12 protein-coding genes, 1 tRNA gene and 1 pseudogene are annotated in these 14,038 nt (G+C 72.0%); 7 read left to right on the top strand and 7 right to left on the bottom strand.

All coding sequences use genetic code 11. From position 1 onward, the window contains the following. Nucleotides 1-10: 10 nt before the first annotated feature. From ACFWBT_RS02565 to ACFWBT_RS02555, 3 genes are all read right to left on the bottom strand, one after another. Complete coding sequence (locus ACFWBT_RS02565) at nucleotides 11-286, bottom strand: sensor histidine kinase (RefSeq protein WP_385695002.1); 276 nt, start codon at nucleotides 284-286, stop codon at nucleotides 11-13. Between the two features lie 56 nt (nucleotides 287-342). After that, nucleotides 343-1,155, bottom strand: coding sequence for an SAM-dependent methyltransferase (locus ACFWBT_RS02560; RefSeq protein WP_385694882.1), 813 nt, complete (start codon nucleotides 1,153-1,155; stop codon nucleotides 343-345). A gap of 148 nt (nucleotides 1,156-1,303) precedes the next feature. Beyond that, a complete protein-coding gene (locus ACFWBT_RS02555; protein ID WP_385694880.1) occupies nucleotides 1,304-1,651 on the bottom strand; it encodes a DUF3140 domain-containing protein in 348 nt (115 codons plus the stop codon). A 276-nt stretch (nucleotides 1,652-1,927) separates the two neighbouring features. On the opposite strand from ACFWBT_RS02555, the gene ACFWBT_RS02550 reads away from it, so the two are divergent. From ACFWBT_RS02550 to ACFWBT_RS02540, 3 genes are all read left to right on the top strand, one after another. Next, the gene (locus ACFWBT_RS02550) at nucleotides 1,928-3,115 is read left to right on the top strand and encodes a thiolase family protein (RefSeq protein ID WP_385694877.1); all 1,188 of its coding nucleotides are present in this window, start codon (nucleotides 1,928-1,930) and stop codon (nucleotides 3,113-3,115) included. Between the two features lie 302 nt (nucleotides 3,116-3,417). Then, a complete protein-coding gene (locus ACFWBT_RS02545; protein ID WP_385694874.1) occupies nucleotides 3,418-4,926 on the top strand; it encodes a long-chain fatty acid--CoA ligase in 1,509 nt (502 codons plus the stop codon). Nucleotides 4,927-4,992: 66 nt separating this feature from the next. Then, a complete protein-coding gene (locus ACFWBT_RS02540; protein WP_385694872.1) occupies nucleotides 4,993-5,766 on the top strand; it encodes a sulfite exporter TauE/SafE family protein in 774 nt (257 codons plus the stop codon). 29 nt (nucleotides 5,767-5,795) lie between these two features. Here ACFWBT_RS02540 and ACFWBT_RS02535 read toward each other — a convergent pair whose 3' ends face one another. Continuing rightward, nucleotides 5,796-6,581, bottom strand: coding sequence for an HAD-IIA family hydrolase (locus ACFWBT_RS02535; RefSeq protein ID WP_385694869.1), 786 nt, complete (start codon nucleotides 6,579-6,581; stop codon nucleotides 5,796-5,798). A gap of 71 nt (nucleotides 6,582-6,652) precedes the next feature. Between ACFWBT_RS02535 and ACFWBT_RS02530 the strand changes: the two genes are divergently transcribed. Then, entirely contained in the window at nucleotides 6,653-7,399 is a 747-nt protein-coding gene (locus ACFWBT_RS02530; RefSeq protein ID WP_385694866.1) for a cobalt-precorrin-6A reductase, read from the top strand. Nucleotides 7,400-7,518: 119 nt separating this feature from the next. Here ACFWBT_RS02530 and ACFWBT_RS02525 read toward each other — a convergent pair whose 3' ends face one another. The 3 genes from ACFWBT_RS02525 to ACFWBT_RS02515 form a co-directional block, all read right to left on the bottom strand. After that, complete coding sequence (locus ACFWBT_RS02525; protein ID WP_385694863.1) at nucleotides 7,519-9,603, bottom strand: MDR family MFS transporter; 2,085 nt, start codon at nucleotides 9,601-9,603, stop codon at nucleotides 7,519-7,521. 124 nt (nucleotides 9,604-9,727) lie between these two features. Beyond that, nucleotides 9,728-10,498, bottom strand: coding sequence for a precorrin-6A synthase (deacetylating) (gene cobF / locus ACFWBT_RS02520; RefSeq protein ID WP_385694861.1), 771 nt, complete (start codon nucleotides 10,496-10,498; stop codon nucleotides 9,728-9,730). A 145-nt stretch (nucleotides 10,499-10,643) separates the two neighbouring features. Further along, nucleotides 10,644-11,168 carry a DUF309 domain-containing protein gene (locus ACFWBT_RS02515; protein WP_385694858.1) on the bottom strand — a complete coding sequence of 175 codons (525 nt, stop codon included), beginning with the start codon at nucleotides 11,166-11,168 and terminating at the stop codon, nucleotides 10,644-10,646. Between the two features lie 99 nt (nucleotides 11,169-11,267). On the opposite strand from ACFWBT_RS02515, the gene ACFWBT_RS02510 reads away from it, so the two are divergent. From ACFWBT_RS02510 to ACFWBT_RS02500, 3 genes and pseudogenes are all read left to right on the top strand, one after another. Next, a tRNA-Pro gene (locus ACFWBT_RS02510) sits at nucleotides 11,268-11,341 on the top strand. Nucleotides 11,342-11,422: 81 nt separating this feature from the next. After that, nucleotides 11,423-13,090 (top strand): annotated as a pseudogene (locus ACFWBT_RS02505) (CaiB/BaiF CoA transferase family protein). A gap of 40 nt (nucleotides 13,091-13,130) precedes the next feature. After that, nucleotides 13,131-14,024, top strand: a complete 894-nt coding sequence (locus ACFWBT_RS02500) for a hydroxymethylglutaryl-CoA lyase (RefSeq protein ID WP_385694855.1) — start codon at nucleotides 13,131-13,133, stop codon at nucleotides 14,022-14,024. The last annotated feature ends 14 nt before the right edge of the window (nucleotides 14,025-14,038 follow it).

Here is a 14,038-nt window from a genome sequence, read left to right as displayed (position 1 = left end):
GCCCCGAAGGTCAGGCCGGATCGGCGGGGCGCAGCGGCACCGTCCACTTCAGGACGGTGCCGCTCGGCGCGTCGGCTGTCAGGGCGCACGCGCCGCCGAGGTTCTGGTCGCGGATGCGGAGATTGCCGAGACCACTGTGGCGGGCGGCGCCCGGACCGATGCCACGGCCGTTGTCCGCCACCCGCAGCCGCGGTGTGCCGGCGGTGACCCCGACCGTGACCTCCACGGCGGTGGCGTGGGCGTGCCGGGCGGCGCTCGACAGGGCCTCCCGCACCACCGCGAGCAGGTGTTCGCGGTTCGAGGCGGGTGCGAACGGCGCCGAAGGCGCTCGGGCAGACGACGCTAGCCCTTGAAGCCGACCCCGCCGTACAGGGACACCGGTTCGTCGCCGATCGGGGTCTCGCCCTCCGCGAGTTCGGGGCGCCAGTCCTTCACGGAGACCACGCCCGGCTCGACCAGGTCAAGTCCCTTGAAGAAGCGGCTCACTTCGGCGTGCGAACGGCCCACCAGGGTGACCCCGCCGCGCGCGTAGTGCTCGATACCCCGCCGTACGTTCTCCGGCTCGAAATCGGCGGTCATCGCGGACAGCGCCAGACAGCTGCCCGGCGCCAATGCGTCGACCAGGGTCTCCACCAGTTCGTACGCGCCGCTGTCATCGGCGATGAAGTGCATCAGCGCGATCAGTGACAGGGCCACGGGGCGGTCGAGGTCGAGCACCCGCGCGGCTTCTTCGAGGATCTTCCCCGGCTCGTGCGCGTCCGCCTGGACATACCGCGTCACGCCCTCCGGCGTACCGCGCAGCAGCGCCTCGGCGTGGGCGAGGACGATCGGGTCGTTGTCGACGTACACCACCCGTGCGTCCGGAGCGGTGGTCTGCGCGATCTGGTGGAGGTTGGGCTCGGTGGGGATGCCGGTGCCGATGTCGAGGAACTGGCGAATTCCCGCCGTACGGACCAGGTGGCGGGTGGCCCGCTGCATGAACCAGCGGTTGCTGCGCGCGGCCCGTCGGGCGCCGGGATCGAGCGCGGTGATCTGCTGCCCGAGCCGCTCGTCGACGGGGTAGTTGTCCTTGCCGCCCAGGTACCAGTCGTACACCCGTGCCGGATGTGGCTTGCTGGTGTCGATCCGGTCCACGGTGGACTCCGTCCCCGTCATACGGCAACTCCCTGCTCCGCTGGGCTGGTTCACCCCGTCAACCCCTGTCCGGCGGGGTGCGTGAGCAGTGTGCCATCCGCGTGGAGTGCGGGGCCTTTGACAGTCGATCCTCGGCCACCGGGCGTTCGGGGCGGTCGCGGAGCGGTTCTCACCGGTCCGGTTTCAGCGGATCGTGGCCCAGCGCCATGAGACGGTGGCGCAGCCGTACGTCTCCGGCCCCGGGTCCGCCGTCCCCGTTCTCCCCGTCCTCCTCGGCGGAGACGATGTCCACCACCTCGTACATGGTCCGGATGTCGTCGTCGGTGAGATCCGTGCGGCGCTTCTGCAGGATCGCGAGCACATGACGGCCGGTCGACGGATCCGCCTCGGCGGGCGGCGGCTCGCTCCGCTCCCCGGCGTCGCCGACCCGCAGCCAGGCCGCGAGTTCCTGGGAGGTCATGTTCACCACGCGGTGGAACTCGTCCCACAGCGCGTCGAGCTCGACGGCGTCGGTCATGGCGTGCCCCCTTCGGTGTTCCCGTGGGTCCGATTCGAGACGAGGAGCGGCGCCGAGGGTCCCCCGAGCCGCCCCGTCCTCACGTCTGCCCGTGGTGCCCCCACTCCATACGGATGTAGGGGTGGGGGTGGGCCGGGTGAGGGGGGAGGGTGCGGGTGTCCGGGGACGGATGGGTGGATACCGGCCGCCGGGGGATCTTCCCAAGGGCCCGGCGCGGGGTTATAGTCCAAAACTAGCAGTGCTAATTAATCTCGGTGTTCCGTCAGGAGTCCTGTCGTGCGTCCCGTCCACTTCGCGGCCGCCCGCCGCACACCCATCGGCAAGCTGCGCGGAGCCCTGTCCTCCGTGCGGCCCGACGACCTCGCCGCGAGCGTCATCCGCGGTCTCGTCGCCGAGGTGCCCACGCTCGACCCGGCGCGCGTCGACGACGTCTACTGGGGCGCCGCCAACCAGGCCGGTGAGGACAACCGCAATGTCGCCCGGATGGCCGCGCTGCTCGCCGGACTGCCCGACAGCGTGCCCGGCGCCACCGTCAACCGGCTCTGCGCCTCCGGCCTCGAGGCCGTCACGACAGCGGCCCGCGCCATCGCCTCCGGTGAGGCCGAGATCGTGCTCGCCGGCGGCTCCGAGTCGATGAGCCGGGCCCCCTTCGTCCTGCCCCGCCCGGACGAGGCACTGCCGCACCGCATCGAGACCGTCGACACCCGGCTCGGCTGGCGCCTGGTCAACCCTGCGATGAAGGAGCTGCACGGCGTCCTGTCGATGGGGGAGACCGCGGAGCAGGTCGCCGAGCGGTACGGCGTCTCGCGCGAGCGTCAGGACGCGTTCGCGCTCCGCAGCCACCAGCGTGCGGCCGACGCCCGCAAGAACGGGTACTTCGACGCCGAGCTGCTTCCCGTCGAGCGCCCCGACGGTGTGGTCGTCGACAGTGACGAATGCGTACGGGAGGACACCTCGCTCGACAAGCTGGCCCGCCTCAAGCCGGTGTTCCGCGCCGGCGGCACGGTCACCGCGGGCAACGCCTCGCCGATGAACGACGGCGCCGCCGGTGTGCTGCTGGTCAGCGAGGAGGCCCTGGACGAACTCGGCCTCGAATCGCTCGGACGGTATGTCGCCGGCGCCTCGGCCGGCGTCGATCCCGACGTCATGGGCATCGGCCCCGTGCCCGCGACCCAGAAGGCGCTCGGGCGCGTCGGCTGGAGCGTCGGCGACATCCAGGAGGCCGAGTTCAACGAGGCGTTCGCCGCCCAGGCCCTCGCCTGCGTGGACCGCCTCGGCATCGACCCGGATCTCGTCAACGCGACCGGCGGCGCCATCGCCCTCGGCCACCCGCTCGGCGCCTCGGGAGCCCGCATCCTCACCACCCTGCTGCACCGCATGCGCCGCACGGGTGCCGAGCGCGGCCTGGCCACGATGTGCGTCGGCGTCGGGCAGGGCAGCGCGGTCCTGGTCGAACGGCACTGACGCCCAGACCGCCCCGACCCGCCTTCGTACGCGCGGGGCGCGTGGAGCGCATGGGTCGGCGTACGCCGTCACGCGTGCGCGTCGGCCACTCCGGCCGTCATGGGTCGGCGTGCGCCGTCACGCGTGCGCGTCGGCCACTCCGGCCGGCATGGGTCGGCGTGCGCCGTCACGCGTGCGCGTCGGCCACTCCGGCCGGCATGGGTCGGCGTGCGCCGTGCGCGTCGGCCACCTCGGCCCGTTCGCGCTCCCGACGCGCCCCACCTGGTTCAGAGCCGCACCAGCAAGAAACGGAGCACTCCTCCATGGCAACCCTGTCCCTCGCCGCGATCCTCGCCGAGAACGCCCGGCGCCGTCCCACGAAGACGGCACTCGTCGAGGGCGACCTGCGCCTCACCTTCGCCGAGGTCTGGCGGAGCGTTCTGGCCCAGGCCGGCGCGCTCGTCGGGCTCGGCGTCCGGCCCGGGGACCGGGTGGCCCTCATGGCGCCCAACACGGCGGAGTTCCCGCACGCCTACTACGCGATCGCGGCGGCGGGCGGCGTGGTCGTCCCCGTGCACCTGCTCCTGTCGGCGTCCGAGGTCGAACACGTCCTGATGGACAGTGACGCCACCCTCCTGCTCTGCCACCCGGCGCAGGCCGGGACGGGCGCCGCGGCCGCGCGGGCCCTCGGCGTCCGGACCGTCACGCTGGGAGCCGAGTTCGAGCAGCTCGCCTCGCACGCCGAGCCCCTCCCCTCGTACGTCACCCGCGACGCGGACGACCCGGCCGTCGTCTTCTACACCAGCGGCACCACCGGCGTCCCCAAGGGCGCCGTCCTCAGCCACTTCAACCTGGTGATGAACGCGACGGTCAACGCCTTCGACGCCAACGACATCCGCCCCGACGACATCGCGCTCGGCGCGCTGCCCCTCTTCCACGCCTTCGGCCAGACCGTCTCCCTCAACTCGACCTGGCGCGCGGGCGCCACCCTCGTCCTGCTGCCGCGCTTCGACGCCGCGCGCGCGATCGAGCTGATGGTGAAGGAGGGCGTGAACACCTTCCACGGCGTCCCCACGATGTACGTCGCCCTGGCCGCCGCGGCGGCTGACGCGGGGGCCCTCCCGGAGCTGCGCGTCTGCATCTCCGGCGGAGCCTCGCTGCCCGTCGCGGTCCTGGAGCGGTTCGAGGCGGCGTTCGGCGCGAAGATCTACGAGGGGTACGGACTGTCGGAGACCTCGCCGACCGCGTCCGTCAACCAGCCCCTCTTCGGCACGAAGGCGGGCACCATCGGACACCCGCTCTGGGGCGTGGACGTGGAGATAGCGCGGGCGGATGTCGAAGGACGCGTCGAACTGCTGCCGCCCGGCGAGCTGGGCGAGGTCGTCATCCGCGGCCACAACGTCTTCTCCGGCTATCTGGGCCGGCCAGAGGCGACCGCGGAGGCCGTGGTCGACGGCTGGTTCCGCACCGGTGACCTGGGCACCAAGGACGACGAGGGCTTCCTCTCCATCGTCGACCGGAAGAAGGACGTCATCATCCGCGGCGGCTACAACGTCTACCCGCGCGAGGTGGAGGAAGTGCTGATGCGCCACCCCGCGGTCGCCCAGGTCGCGGTGATCGGACTGCCGGACGAGCTGCACGGCGAGGAGGTGTGCGCGGTCGTCGTACGCGCCGGGGACGCCTCGGCGGAGGCGGCCGACATCACCGACTGGTCCAAGGAGCATCTGGGCCGTCACAAGTACCCGCGCCGTGTGGAGTTCACCGACGCCATGCCGCTCGGCCCGAGCATGAAGGTCCTCAAGAGGGAGCTGCGCGCCCGGTACACGGTGTGACCTCGGGAGGAGCGGCGGGACCCCGCGTACGCGGGGGAGTCGCGTGGGCATAGCATCGGCCCCCGCATGAACACGATGACGCTCTGGCACATAGCCACCTGGGAGTTCGCCGCTCTCGCCGCCGCGGCTCTGCTCGTCGGCTTCTCCAAGACCGCCGTCAGCGGCGCCAACACGGTGAGTCTGGCGATCTTCGCGGCGGTGCTGCCCGCCCGCGCCTCGACCGGTGTCCTGCTGCCCCTCCTGATCGTCGGTGACGTGCTCGCCGTCCTCACCTACCGGCGCCACGCCCACTGGCCCACGCTGTGGCGGCTGTTCCCGGCGGTCGCCGCCGGCGTCGTCCTCGGCACGCTGTTCCTGGTGTGGGCCGACGACGGTGCCGTACGGACCTCGATCGGCGCGATCCTGCTGCTGATGACCGGGGTCACCCTGTGGCGCCGCCGGGCCGCCGGCCAGGACGAGGAGCCCGACTCGGTGGTGACCCGCACGGGCCGCGTCAAGGCCCGTTCCTACGGTGTGCTCGGCGGCTTCACCACGATGGTCGCCAACGCGGGCGGCCCGGTGATGTCGATGTATCTCCTCTCGGCGGGCTTCCGGAAGCTCGGCTTCCTCGGCACCTCCGCCTTCTTCTTCCTCATCGTCAACGTCTCCAAGGTGCCCTTCAGCGTGGGCCTCGGTCTGATCGACGGCCGTTCCCTGCTGCTGGACGCGGCCTTGGCGGCCTTCGTCGTGCCGGGTGCGTTCATCGGGAAATGGGCGGTGAACCGCATCGACCAGCTGCTCTTCGAACGCCTGGTGATCGGGGCGACGGTCGTCGGGGGAGTGCAGCTGCTGCTGCACTGAGTCCGGGGCCTCCGGGACGCGCCCCGGTGCTAGCGGGGAGCGGCGGAGGCCAGCAGGCGCGGGAGGTCCGCGAAGGAGTCCAGAACGTGATCGGGCGTGCCGTCGGCCGCCCGATGGCTCTCCGGCAGGTACTTCCCGGTCCTGACCAGGACGCCGGTGATGCCGGTGCGCTGCGCGGCGAGGACGTCCGAGTCGATGTCGTCGCCGATCATCAGCGCCTCGCCGGGACCGACCCCGAGACGTGCCAGCGCCGTCTCGAAGAACGCGGGCGACGGCTTCCCGGTGATCTCCGCCTCCGTGCGCGCCGCCCGTTCGAGCCCCAGCAGGAACGCGCCGCCGTCGAGCTGGAGCCCCCGGTCCGTCCGCCAGTACAGATTGCGGTGCATGGCGATCAGCCGGGCACCCCGCTGGAGACGGCCGAAGGCCCGGTTCACCGCCGCGTAGCCGAACTCGGGACCGGCGCCTCCCACCACGACGACATCAGCGTCCTCCTCGACGAGGTGCACGCCTTCGAGATCCTCACGGATGTCGCCGCTGTTCAGCAGGGCGCACCGGGCGCCCGGATGATGCTCGGCGAGATACGCGGCGGTGACGGCGGGCGCGGTGAGGATGTCCGCGGCGTCCACCGGGAAGCCCGCTCCGGCCAGCGTGGCGGCGAGGGAAGCGCGGGTGCGGGACGTCGTGTTGGTGACCAGGGCGACACCGAGGCCGGAGTCGCGGATCTGCCGCAACGCCTCGACCGCGCCGGGAATCGGCTCCCACGAGACGGTGAGGACGCCGTCGATGTCGATCAGGACCGCACGCACCGCATCCATGCCAGGACCATACCGAGCCGCGGCGACCGGGGCATGCGCACAGCCGTTCCCGTACCCCGTACGCTCGCTCCATGTCCCCGCACGTCCTCCTCCTCGGCGGCACCACCGAGGCCCGCGAGCTCGCCGCCGAGCTGGCGACGCGCCCCGGCGTGCGGGTGACGACCTCGCTGGCGGGCCGGGTGTCCCGGCCGGGAGCGCTCGAAGGGGACGTACGGACCGGCGGGTTCGGCGGGGCGGACGGACTCGCGCGCTGGCTGCGCGAGCACCGGGTCGACGCCGTGGTCGACGCGACGCACCCCTTCGCGTCCGGCATCACCGCGAACGCGGCACGGGCCGCGGCGGCGACCGGGATTCCCGCCGTGGTGCTGCGCCGCCCCGGCTGGAGCCCGGGCCCCGGCGACCGCTGGCACCCGGTGGACTCCCTCGCCGAAGCCGCCGCGCTGTTGCCCGCGCTGGGCCGCCGTGTCTTTCTCACCACGGGCCGCCTCGGTCTCGCGGCCTTCGCGGATCTGGCCGGTCTGCACTTTCTCGTACGTTCGGTGGAGGCGCCCGAGCCACCGTTGCCTGCGGACACCGAAGTGCTGCTCGCGCGCGGTCCCTTCACTCCGGACGACGAGACGCGCCTTCTCCGCGGGCATCGCATCGACGTCCTGGTGACCAAGGACAGCGGTGGAGCCGCGACGGCGGCGAAACTGACGGCCGCCCGCGACCTCGGCCTCCCCGTGGTCGTCGTACGCCGGCCGCCCCTCCCGAAGCACGTGAGCGCGGTACCGGACGTCGCGTCGGCACTGGCCCTGCTCGACCTCGGCCCCGGCTGACCGGCCTCCGGGGCCGGCGCACGGCCCCGTGACACCGTTCGGGTGTCCCGCCCCGGCTCTCGGCCGGGACGGTGCGGGGCGTACCGCTCCTCGCGGTGGGCGGCCCGGGCACCGACCGGTCAACTCGTCGTGGCCGAGGCCGGTTCCGGGGGCCGGCCGGGCAGGCCCTGCGTCAGGTCCTCGACGAGCAGACGCTTGGCGATGGTGTCGACGGCGGCGCGCAGTTCCTCGCCGGACGGGCGGCCGAGATCCCGCTCCACACGTCCGGCGAGCCAGCGGCCCCAGGCCTCGCTGATCACCCGTGCCTCGCGCTCGCCCGCCGCGGTGTGCGAGAACAACGCGCCGTGCCGGGTCAGATAGCCCTCCTCGACCATGCGGTTGAACACCGGGACGAGCACCTCGGGCGGCAGATGGCGCCGGGCGGCGATCAGCGCGAGATTGGCGTGGCCGACCATCCGGGTGAACAGCTCCACCTGCATCACGGCCCAGGAGCCCGCCACATCCAGCCGGGTGTCGGACTCGGCGACGATCCGGCGCGCGGTATCCATCTCCGTGGTGCCGATGATCTTCGCGACCGCGAACTCCAGCAGCCGCTGGGAGTCCGCGGTGGACGGCGACGCGAAGCCCTCGCCCATGTCCGTCGACCCCATCCGCGCGCTGTCGCGCAGCTCCACCTGCTTGAGGAAGAGCGCGACGACGAAGCCGAGGACCGCGACCGGAACCGTCCACAGGAACACCGTGTGGATGGTGTCGGCGTACGCGTCGATGATCGGCTGGGCCGCCTCCGGCGGCAGTCGGTGCAGGCCTTCCGGACTCTGCGCCGCCTTGGCGATGACGGCCGGTCCGGCCGCTCCGGTCTCCGCGGCGGATCTGACCCCCTCGGCCAGGTTCGGTTTCAGCGCGTTGGTGTAGATCGTGCCGAAGACCGCCGTACCGAACGAACTGCCCAGCGTACGGAAGAAGGTGACACCGGACGTCGCGGTGCCGAGGTCGGTGTACTCGACGGTGTTCTGCACGGCGATCGTCAGCACCTGCATGCACAGCCCGATCCCGGTGCCGAGCACGAACATGTACAGGGACTCCAGCCAGGCCCCGGTGTCCGGTCCCATGCGCGACATCAGATAGAGCCCGACCGCCATCACCAGGGAGCCGACGATGGGGAAGATCCGGTACTGCCCGGTCTTGCTGACCACGTTGCCGCTGAAGATCGACGCGATGAGCAGCCCCAGGACCAGGGGCAGGGTGCGCACGCCGGAGATCGTGGCCGAATCCCCGTCGACGTACTGCAGATACGTCGGCAGAAACGTCATCGCGCCGAGCATCGCGAAGCCCACGATGAAGCTGAGGATCGAGCAGACCGTGAAGACCGGGTTGGAGAACAGCCGCATCGGCAGCATGGGTTCGGCCGCACGCGTCTCCACCAGGCAGAACAGACCGAGCGCGACCACACCGCCGACGAAGAGGCCGATGATGGTCGGTGATGCCCAGGCGTACTCGTTGCCGCCCCAACTCGTCGCCAGGATCAGGGCGCTGGCGCCGACCGCGACCAGCGCGATGCCCAGATAGTCGATGACCGGCCGGGTCACCGACTTCACCACGGGGATGGTGCGGGCCGCCGCGATCACCACCACGATCGCGAGGGGCACGTTGATGTAGAACGCCCACCGCCACGACAGATGGTCCGTGAACAGTCCGCCGAGCAGCGGCCCGATGACCGTGGCCACACCGAACACGGCGCCGATCGCGCCCTGGTACTTGCCCCGCTCACGCAGCGGAATGACATCCGCGATCAACGCCATGGAGGTCACCATCAGACCGCCCGCGCCGATGCCCTGCAACGCCCGCCAGGCGATCAGCAGCGACATGTTCGTGGCGAGCCCGCACAGGAACGAACCCGTGATGAAGATGATCGCCGACACTTGGAAGACCACCTTGCGGCCGAACAGGTCGCCGAACTTGCCGACCAGCACCGTCGCCACGGTCTCGGCCAGCAGGTACGCGGTCACCACCCACGACATGTGCGCCGCGCCGCCCAGATCGGACACGATCGTCGGCAGCGCGGTGCCCACGATCGTCTGGTCGAGCGCGGCGAGAAGCATGCCCAGCACGATCGTCGCGAAGACGATGTTGCGGCGCCGGCTGTCCAGCACCGGCGGCCCGGGCGCCCCCGCCGCGGGTGGCGCGGAATCCTCCGTGATCGTCACAATCGCCACCCTCACACCGGTGGGCACCCCGTGCATGCGGGGCCACCCGCCCGGTGTACCGGCGGGGAGGCCCCTCCTCCGGGCCCGGAGGAGGACCCGGGTCCGCGGCGTCACACCCGGCGAACTACGCCCGCGGATTCCTGCGCAGCAGGTAGGTGTCCATGATCCAGCCCTTGCGTTCCCGGGCCTCGGCGCGCAACCGCTCGATACGGGGGGCCGCCTCGGCCAGCGGACCGGAGGCGAGGATCTCGTCGGGCGTGCCGATGTAGGCACCCCAGTAGATGTCGATGTCCTCGTCCGCGTACCGCCGGAACGTCTGGTGGGCGTCGAGCATCACGACCACGTCGTCCACCCCCTCGGGGAAGCCCTCGGCGAGGCGCCGCCCGGTGGTGATCTGCACGGGCCGGGCGACCCGGTTCAGTCCCGTGCGGTGCCGGGCGACGAGCGCCGAGACGCTGCTGATGCCGGGCACCACGTCGTACGAGAACGCCACCGTGCCCCGGTCCAGGATCTCCTCCAGGATGCCGAGCGTGCTGTCGTACAGGGCGGGATCGCCCCAGACGAGGAACGCGCCGCTCTCGTCCTCGCCCAGCTCCTCGGCGATCAGCCGCTCGTAGATCGCGGCTCGGGCGCTGCGCCAGTCCCCGACGGCCGGCGAGTAGGCCTGGCCCCCCGCCGTTCGGTCCCGGTCCGGGTCGCGGGCCTCGACCAGGCGGTACGCCCCCTCGGGTAGGTGCGCGTCGAGGATGTCGCGGCGCAACTGGACGAGGTCCGACTTCACCTCGCCCTTGTCCAGGATGAAGAACACGTCCGTGCTCCTCAGCGCCTTGACCGCCTGCAGCGTGAGCTGATCGGGGTCGCCCGCACCGATGCCGATGACATGAATCTTTCGCACACCCAGAGTCTGCCGCACGCCACTGACCGTGGACGCACCGCACCCGGCGGAGCCCGGTCCGGCACCCGGCGGGTGCCTGGTCGGGGGCGACGGCAGGCAGGGCCGGGCACCCGACCCGTACCGGGGCGGGTGGGGCGCGCACGCGTCAGGCGGCCCGGCCGCGCAGCCGTGGCGACGCCGCCGCCGCGTCGACCGGCCCGCCGTCGCGCTCTACGACGGCCGCCAACTCCCGTGCCCAGACGACGAGTTCCGCGAGGTCCAGGTCGTGGGGCCGCGGCCGGCCGGTTCCCGCCGTCCACTCCTCGACCGCCCCGGCGCCGCGGCGCAGCAGCCGTGCACCGCCGGTCGTGTTTCCCCGGGCCGCGTGGGTGAGCCCCACGGCGAGCTGGGCCAGCCCCCGCCAGAGCCCGCGCTCGTCCGGCGGACCGGACTTCCAGGCGTCCTCGAAGACCTCGTGCGCGTGGAACGGCCTGCCCGCGTCCAGCAGCGTCTGCGCCTCGGCGACCGTCGCCCCGGGACCGCGCACGACACCCTCCGGCTGCCGTTCCACGCCGTTCGCGCCGTACGGCAGGGGACGCCCCAGTCCGTCGCGGGGACGGGCGTTCCGCGCCCGTCCCTCGGTGTCCCGATCACGTCCGCCGTACTGTCGCGTCTCCGATGTCCCGGTCATACGCCGATTGTCGCGCGCCCCGTCCCCCTGCGGAGCAGCCCCCGGCGTGGGGTAAGGTTCTGTTCGCACGATCACGCGGGTCACCGCGGGTGAACGCACCGGGACGTGGCGCAGCTTGGTAGCGCACTTGACTGGGGGTCAAGGGGTCGCAGGTTCAAATCCTGTCGTCCCGACTTGCACGAACGCAGGTCGTAGGCCGTTTCCGCTTCCGCGGGAACGGCCTTTTCGCTGTTCCGCCGACTGATCGCCACCCGATGTCCCGGGGCGGGTCGGGCAGGATCCTGACGGTGTGTCCCTCGCCGCCGCCGGTGCGCCCTCTCCTTCCCACCTTCCTCCCCTTCCGGCCCCCTCTCGTCCGGCGCCGTCGGCCTCCTCGCTGCCCGGTGCCGTGGTGCCGTCGCGCGTGTCCCGTCCGTCCGGCTGCCGATGGCGCCGACTCCGACCAGCCCCCACCCCCACCTCGACGCCGACTTCTGCCTCGGCCCCGACTTCGACCACGGCCCGGGCTCGCCGAGCCCGGCAGGCTGACCGCACCAAAAATTGGACACAATCAGCCGTGCCATTCAATCAGGGAACGACTATGGTGCCTGCACAGAGACGCTGAGGCCTGGATGGCGAACCGAAGTTGTGTACAAGTTGGCGACAGGCTCCCGAGGTGCACGATGCGGGCGAGAGGTGGACATCCCATGGCTGACGACCGGCCGAGTGACTGCCGTACGGCGGCGGCTGCCCAGGGACCCTTGGCGGGGGTGCGGGTCGTCGAGACGGGCTCGCTGATCGCGGGGCCGTTCTGCGGACAGCTGCTCGGCGACTTCGGGGCCGAAGTGATCAAGGCCGAGGACCCCGGCAACGGCGACCCGATGCGGCAGTGGGGGAGCAACCTCCCGCAGGGACTCTCCCTGACCTGGCCGATCATCGCCCGCAACAAGAAGTCGATCACGTGCGACCTGCGCAGGCCCGAGGGGCTGTGACTGCTGCGGGACCTGCTCGCGACGGCCGACGTCCTCATCGAGAACTTCCGGCCGGGCACCCTGGAGCGGTGGGGGCTCGGCCCGGCCGAACTCGCCGAGCTGAACCCCCGGCTCGTGGTCACCCGGGTCACGGGCTACGGCCAGGACGGGCCGTACTCCCGGCGCGCCGGATTCGGCTCCATCGGCGAGGCGATGGGCGGCCTGCGCCACATCACCGGGGAACCCGATCGCGCACCCAGCCGCACCGGCATCTCGATCGGCGACTCGCTGGCCGGCACGTTCGCCGCGCTCGGCACCGTGATGGCCCTGTTCTCCCGTGAGCACACCGGCCGTGGTCAGGTCGTCGACTCCGCGATCTACGAAGCCGTACTGGCGATGATGGAGTCGATCCTGCCGGAATGGGAGCTGAGCGGGTCGCGGCGCGAGCGCACCGGGTCGGTCCTGCCGGGCGTCTCGCCCAGCAACGTGTATCCCACCCGCGACGGCTCGTCCGTCCTCATCGCGGCCAACCGGGACACGGTGTTCAACCGGCTGGCCGCGATGATGGGCAGGCCGGAGTGGCAGACCGACGAGCGGTTCGGGACCCACGCCGCCCGCGGGGAGCACCAGGCCGAGCTCGACAAGCTGGTCTCCGAGTGGACCGAGGGCCAGGACGCCGAGGCGCTGCTGGAGCTCCTGCACGACAGCGGGGTGCCGGCCGGGCTGACGTACACCGCGCAGGACATGTTCGCGGACCCGCACTTCGAGGCGAGGCAGACGATCGTCCGGCTGATGCACGGCAAGCTGGGCTCGTTCCCGATGCAGAACGTCGCCCCCAGGATGTCCGGAACCCCCGGCGCGGTGCACACGCTCGGCCCGGAACTGGGACAGCACAACGACGAGGTGTACGGCGGAATCCTCGGCCTCGACACGGCGGCCTGCGCCCTGCTGCACGAGCAGGGCGTCATCTAGCGGTCCGGCCGTGGACACCGGGCAAGGAGAGGAGACACCCGTGAACGTCAGAATCTGTGAAGTGGGGCCGCGCGACGGCCTGCAGAACGAACCCGAACACCTGAGCCCGCGGCAGCGCGCGGACTTCGTCGACCGGCTGTCCGCCACCGGCGTCGCCGGCATCGAGATCGCCAGCTTCGTCAACCCCGCCCGCGTGCCGCAGATGGCCGGCGCGGAAGAGGTCTGCGCCGCGGTGAAGCCCGCCGAGGGGGTCGGCCTCGCGGCGCTCGTGCTCAACGGCCGCGGTTACACCCGGCTGGCGGAGACCCGGTGCGTGGAGGCCCGGATGGCCTTCTGCGTCACCGAGACCTTCAACGAGCGCAACCAGGGCCGCAGCGTCGAGCGGTCGATCGCGGAGGCCGCCGACATCGTCGCCGCGGCGCACGCGGACGGCCGCCGGGCCACGGTCACCCTGGCCGCGTCGTTCGGCTGCCCGTTCGAGGGGGCGGTCGACCCCGGCCGGGTGCTGGCCATCGCCGAGCGGGTCGCGGCCAGCGGCGCCGACGAACTCGTCTTCGCCGACACCATCGGCGTCGGAGTACCCCGCCAGGTGACCCGGCTCCTCACCGGCGCGGCGGGGCTGGGCATCCCGCTCGGCCTGCATCTGCACAACACGCGCAACACCGGCTACGCCAACGCCTACGCGGGGGTGGAAGCCGGCGTGTCGGTCCTGGACAGCTCCGTCGCCGGCATCGGCGGCTGCCCCTTCGCTCCGAAGGCGACCGGTAACATCGCCACCGAGGACCTCGTCTACCTGCTCGAAGGGCAGGGCGTGGACACCGGCATCGATCTCGACGCGCTGCTGTCCACCGCAGCGTGGATCACGGAGGTTCTCGGCAGGCCGCTGCCGGGACAGCTGCTGCGCGCCGGACGGTTCCCCGCGCCCGCGCGATGACCCCACGGAACGGT

This window comes from Streptomyces sp. NPDC060027 (assembly GCF_042737005.1).
Taxonomy (GTDB): domain Bacteria; phylum Actinomycetota; class Actinomycetes; order Streptomycetales; family Streptomycetaceae; genus Streptomyces.
The sequence above is the reverse complement of the archived record's forward strand: the minus strand, read 5'-3'. Positions and strand labels throughout refer to the sequence as shown.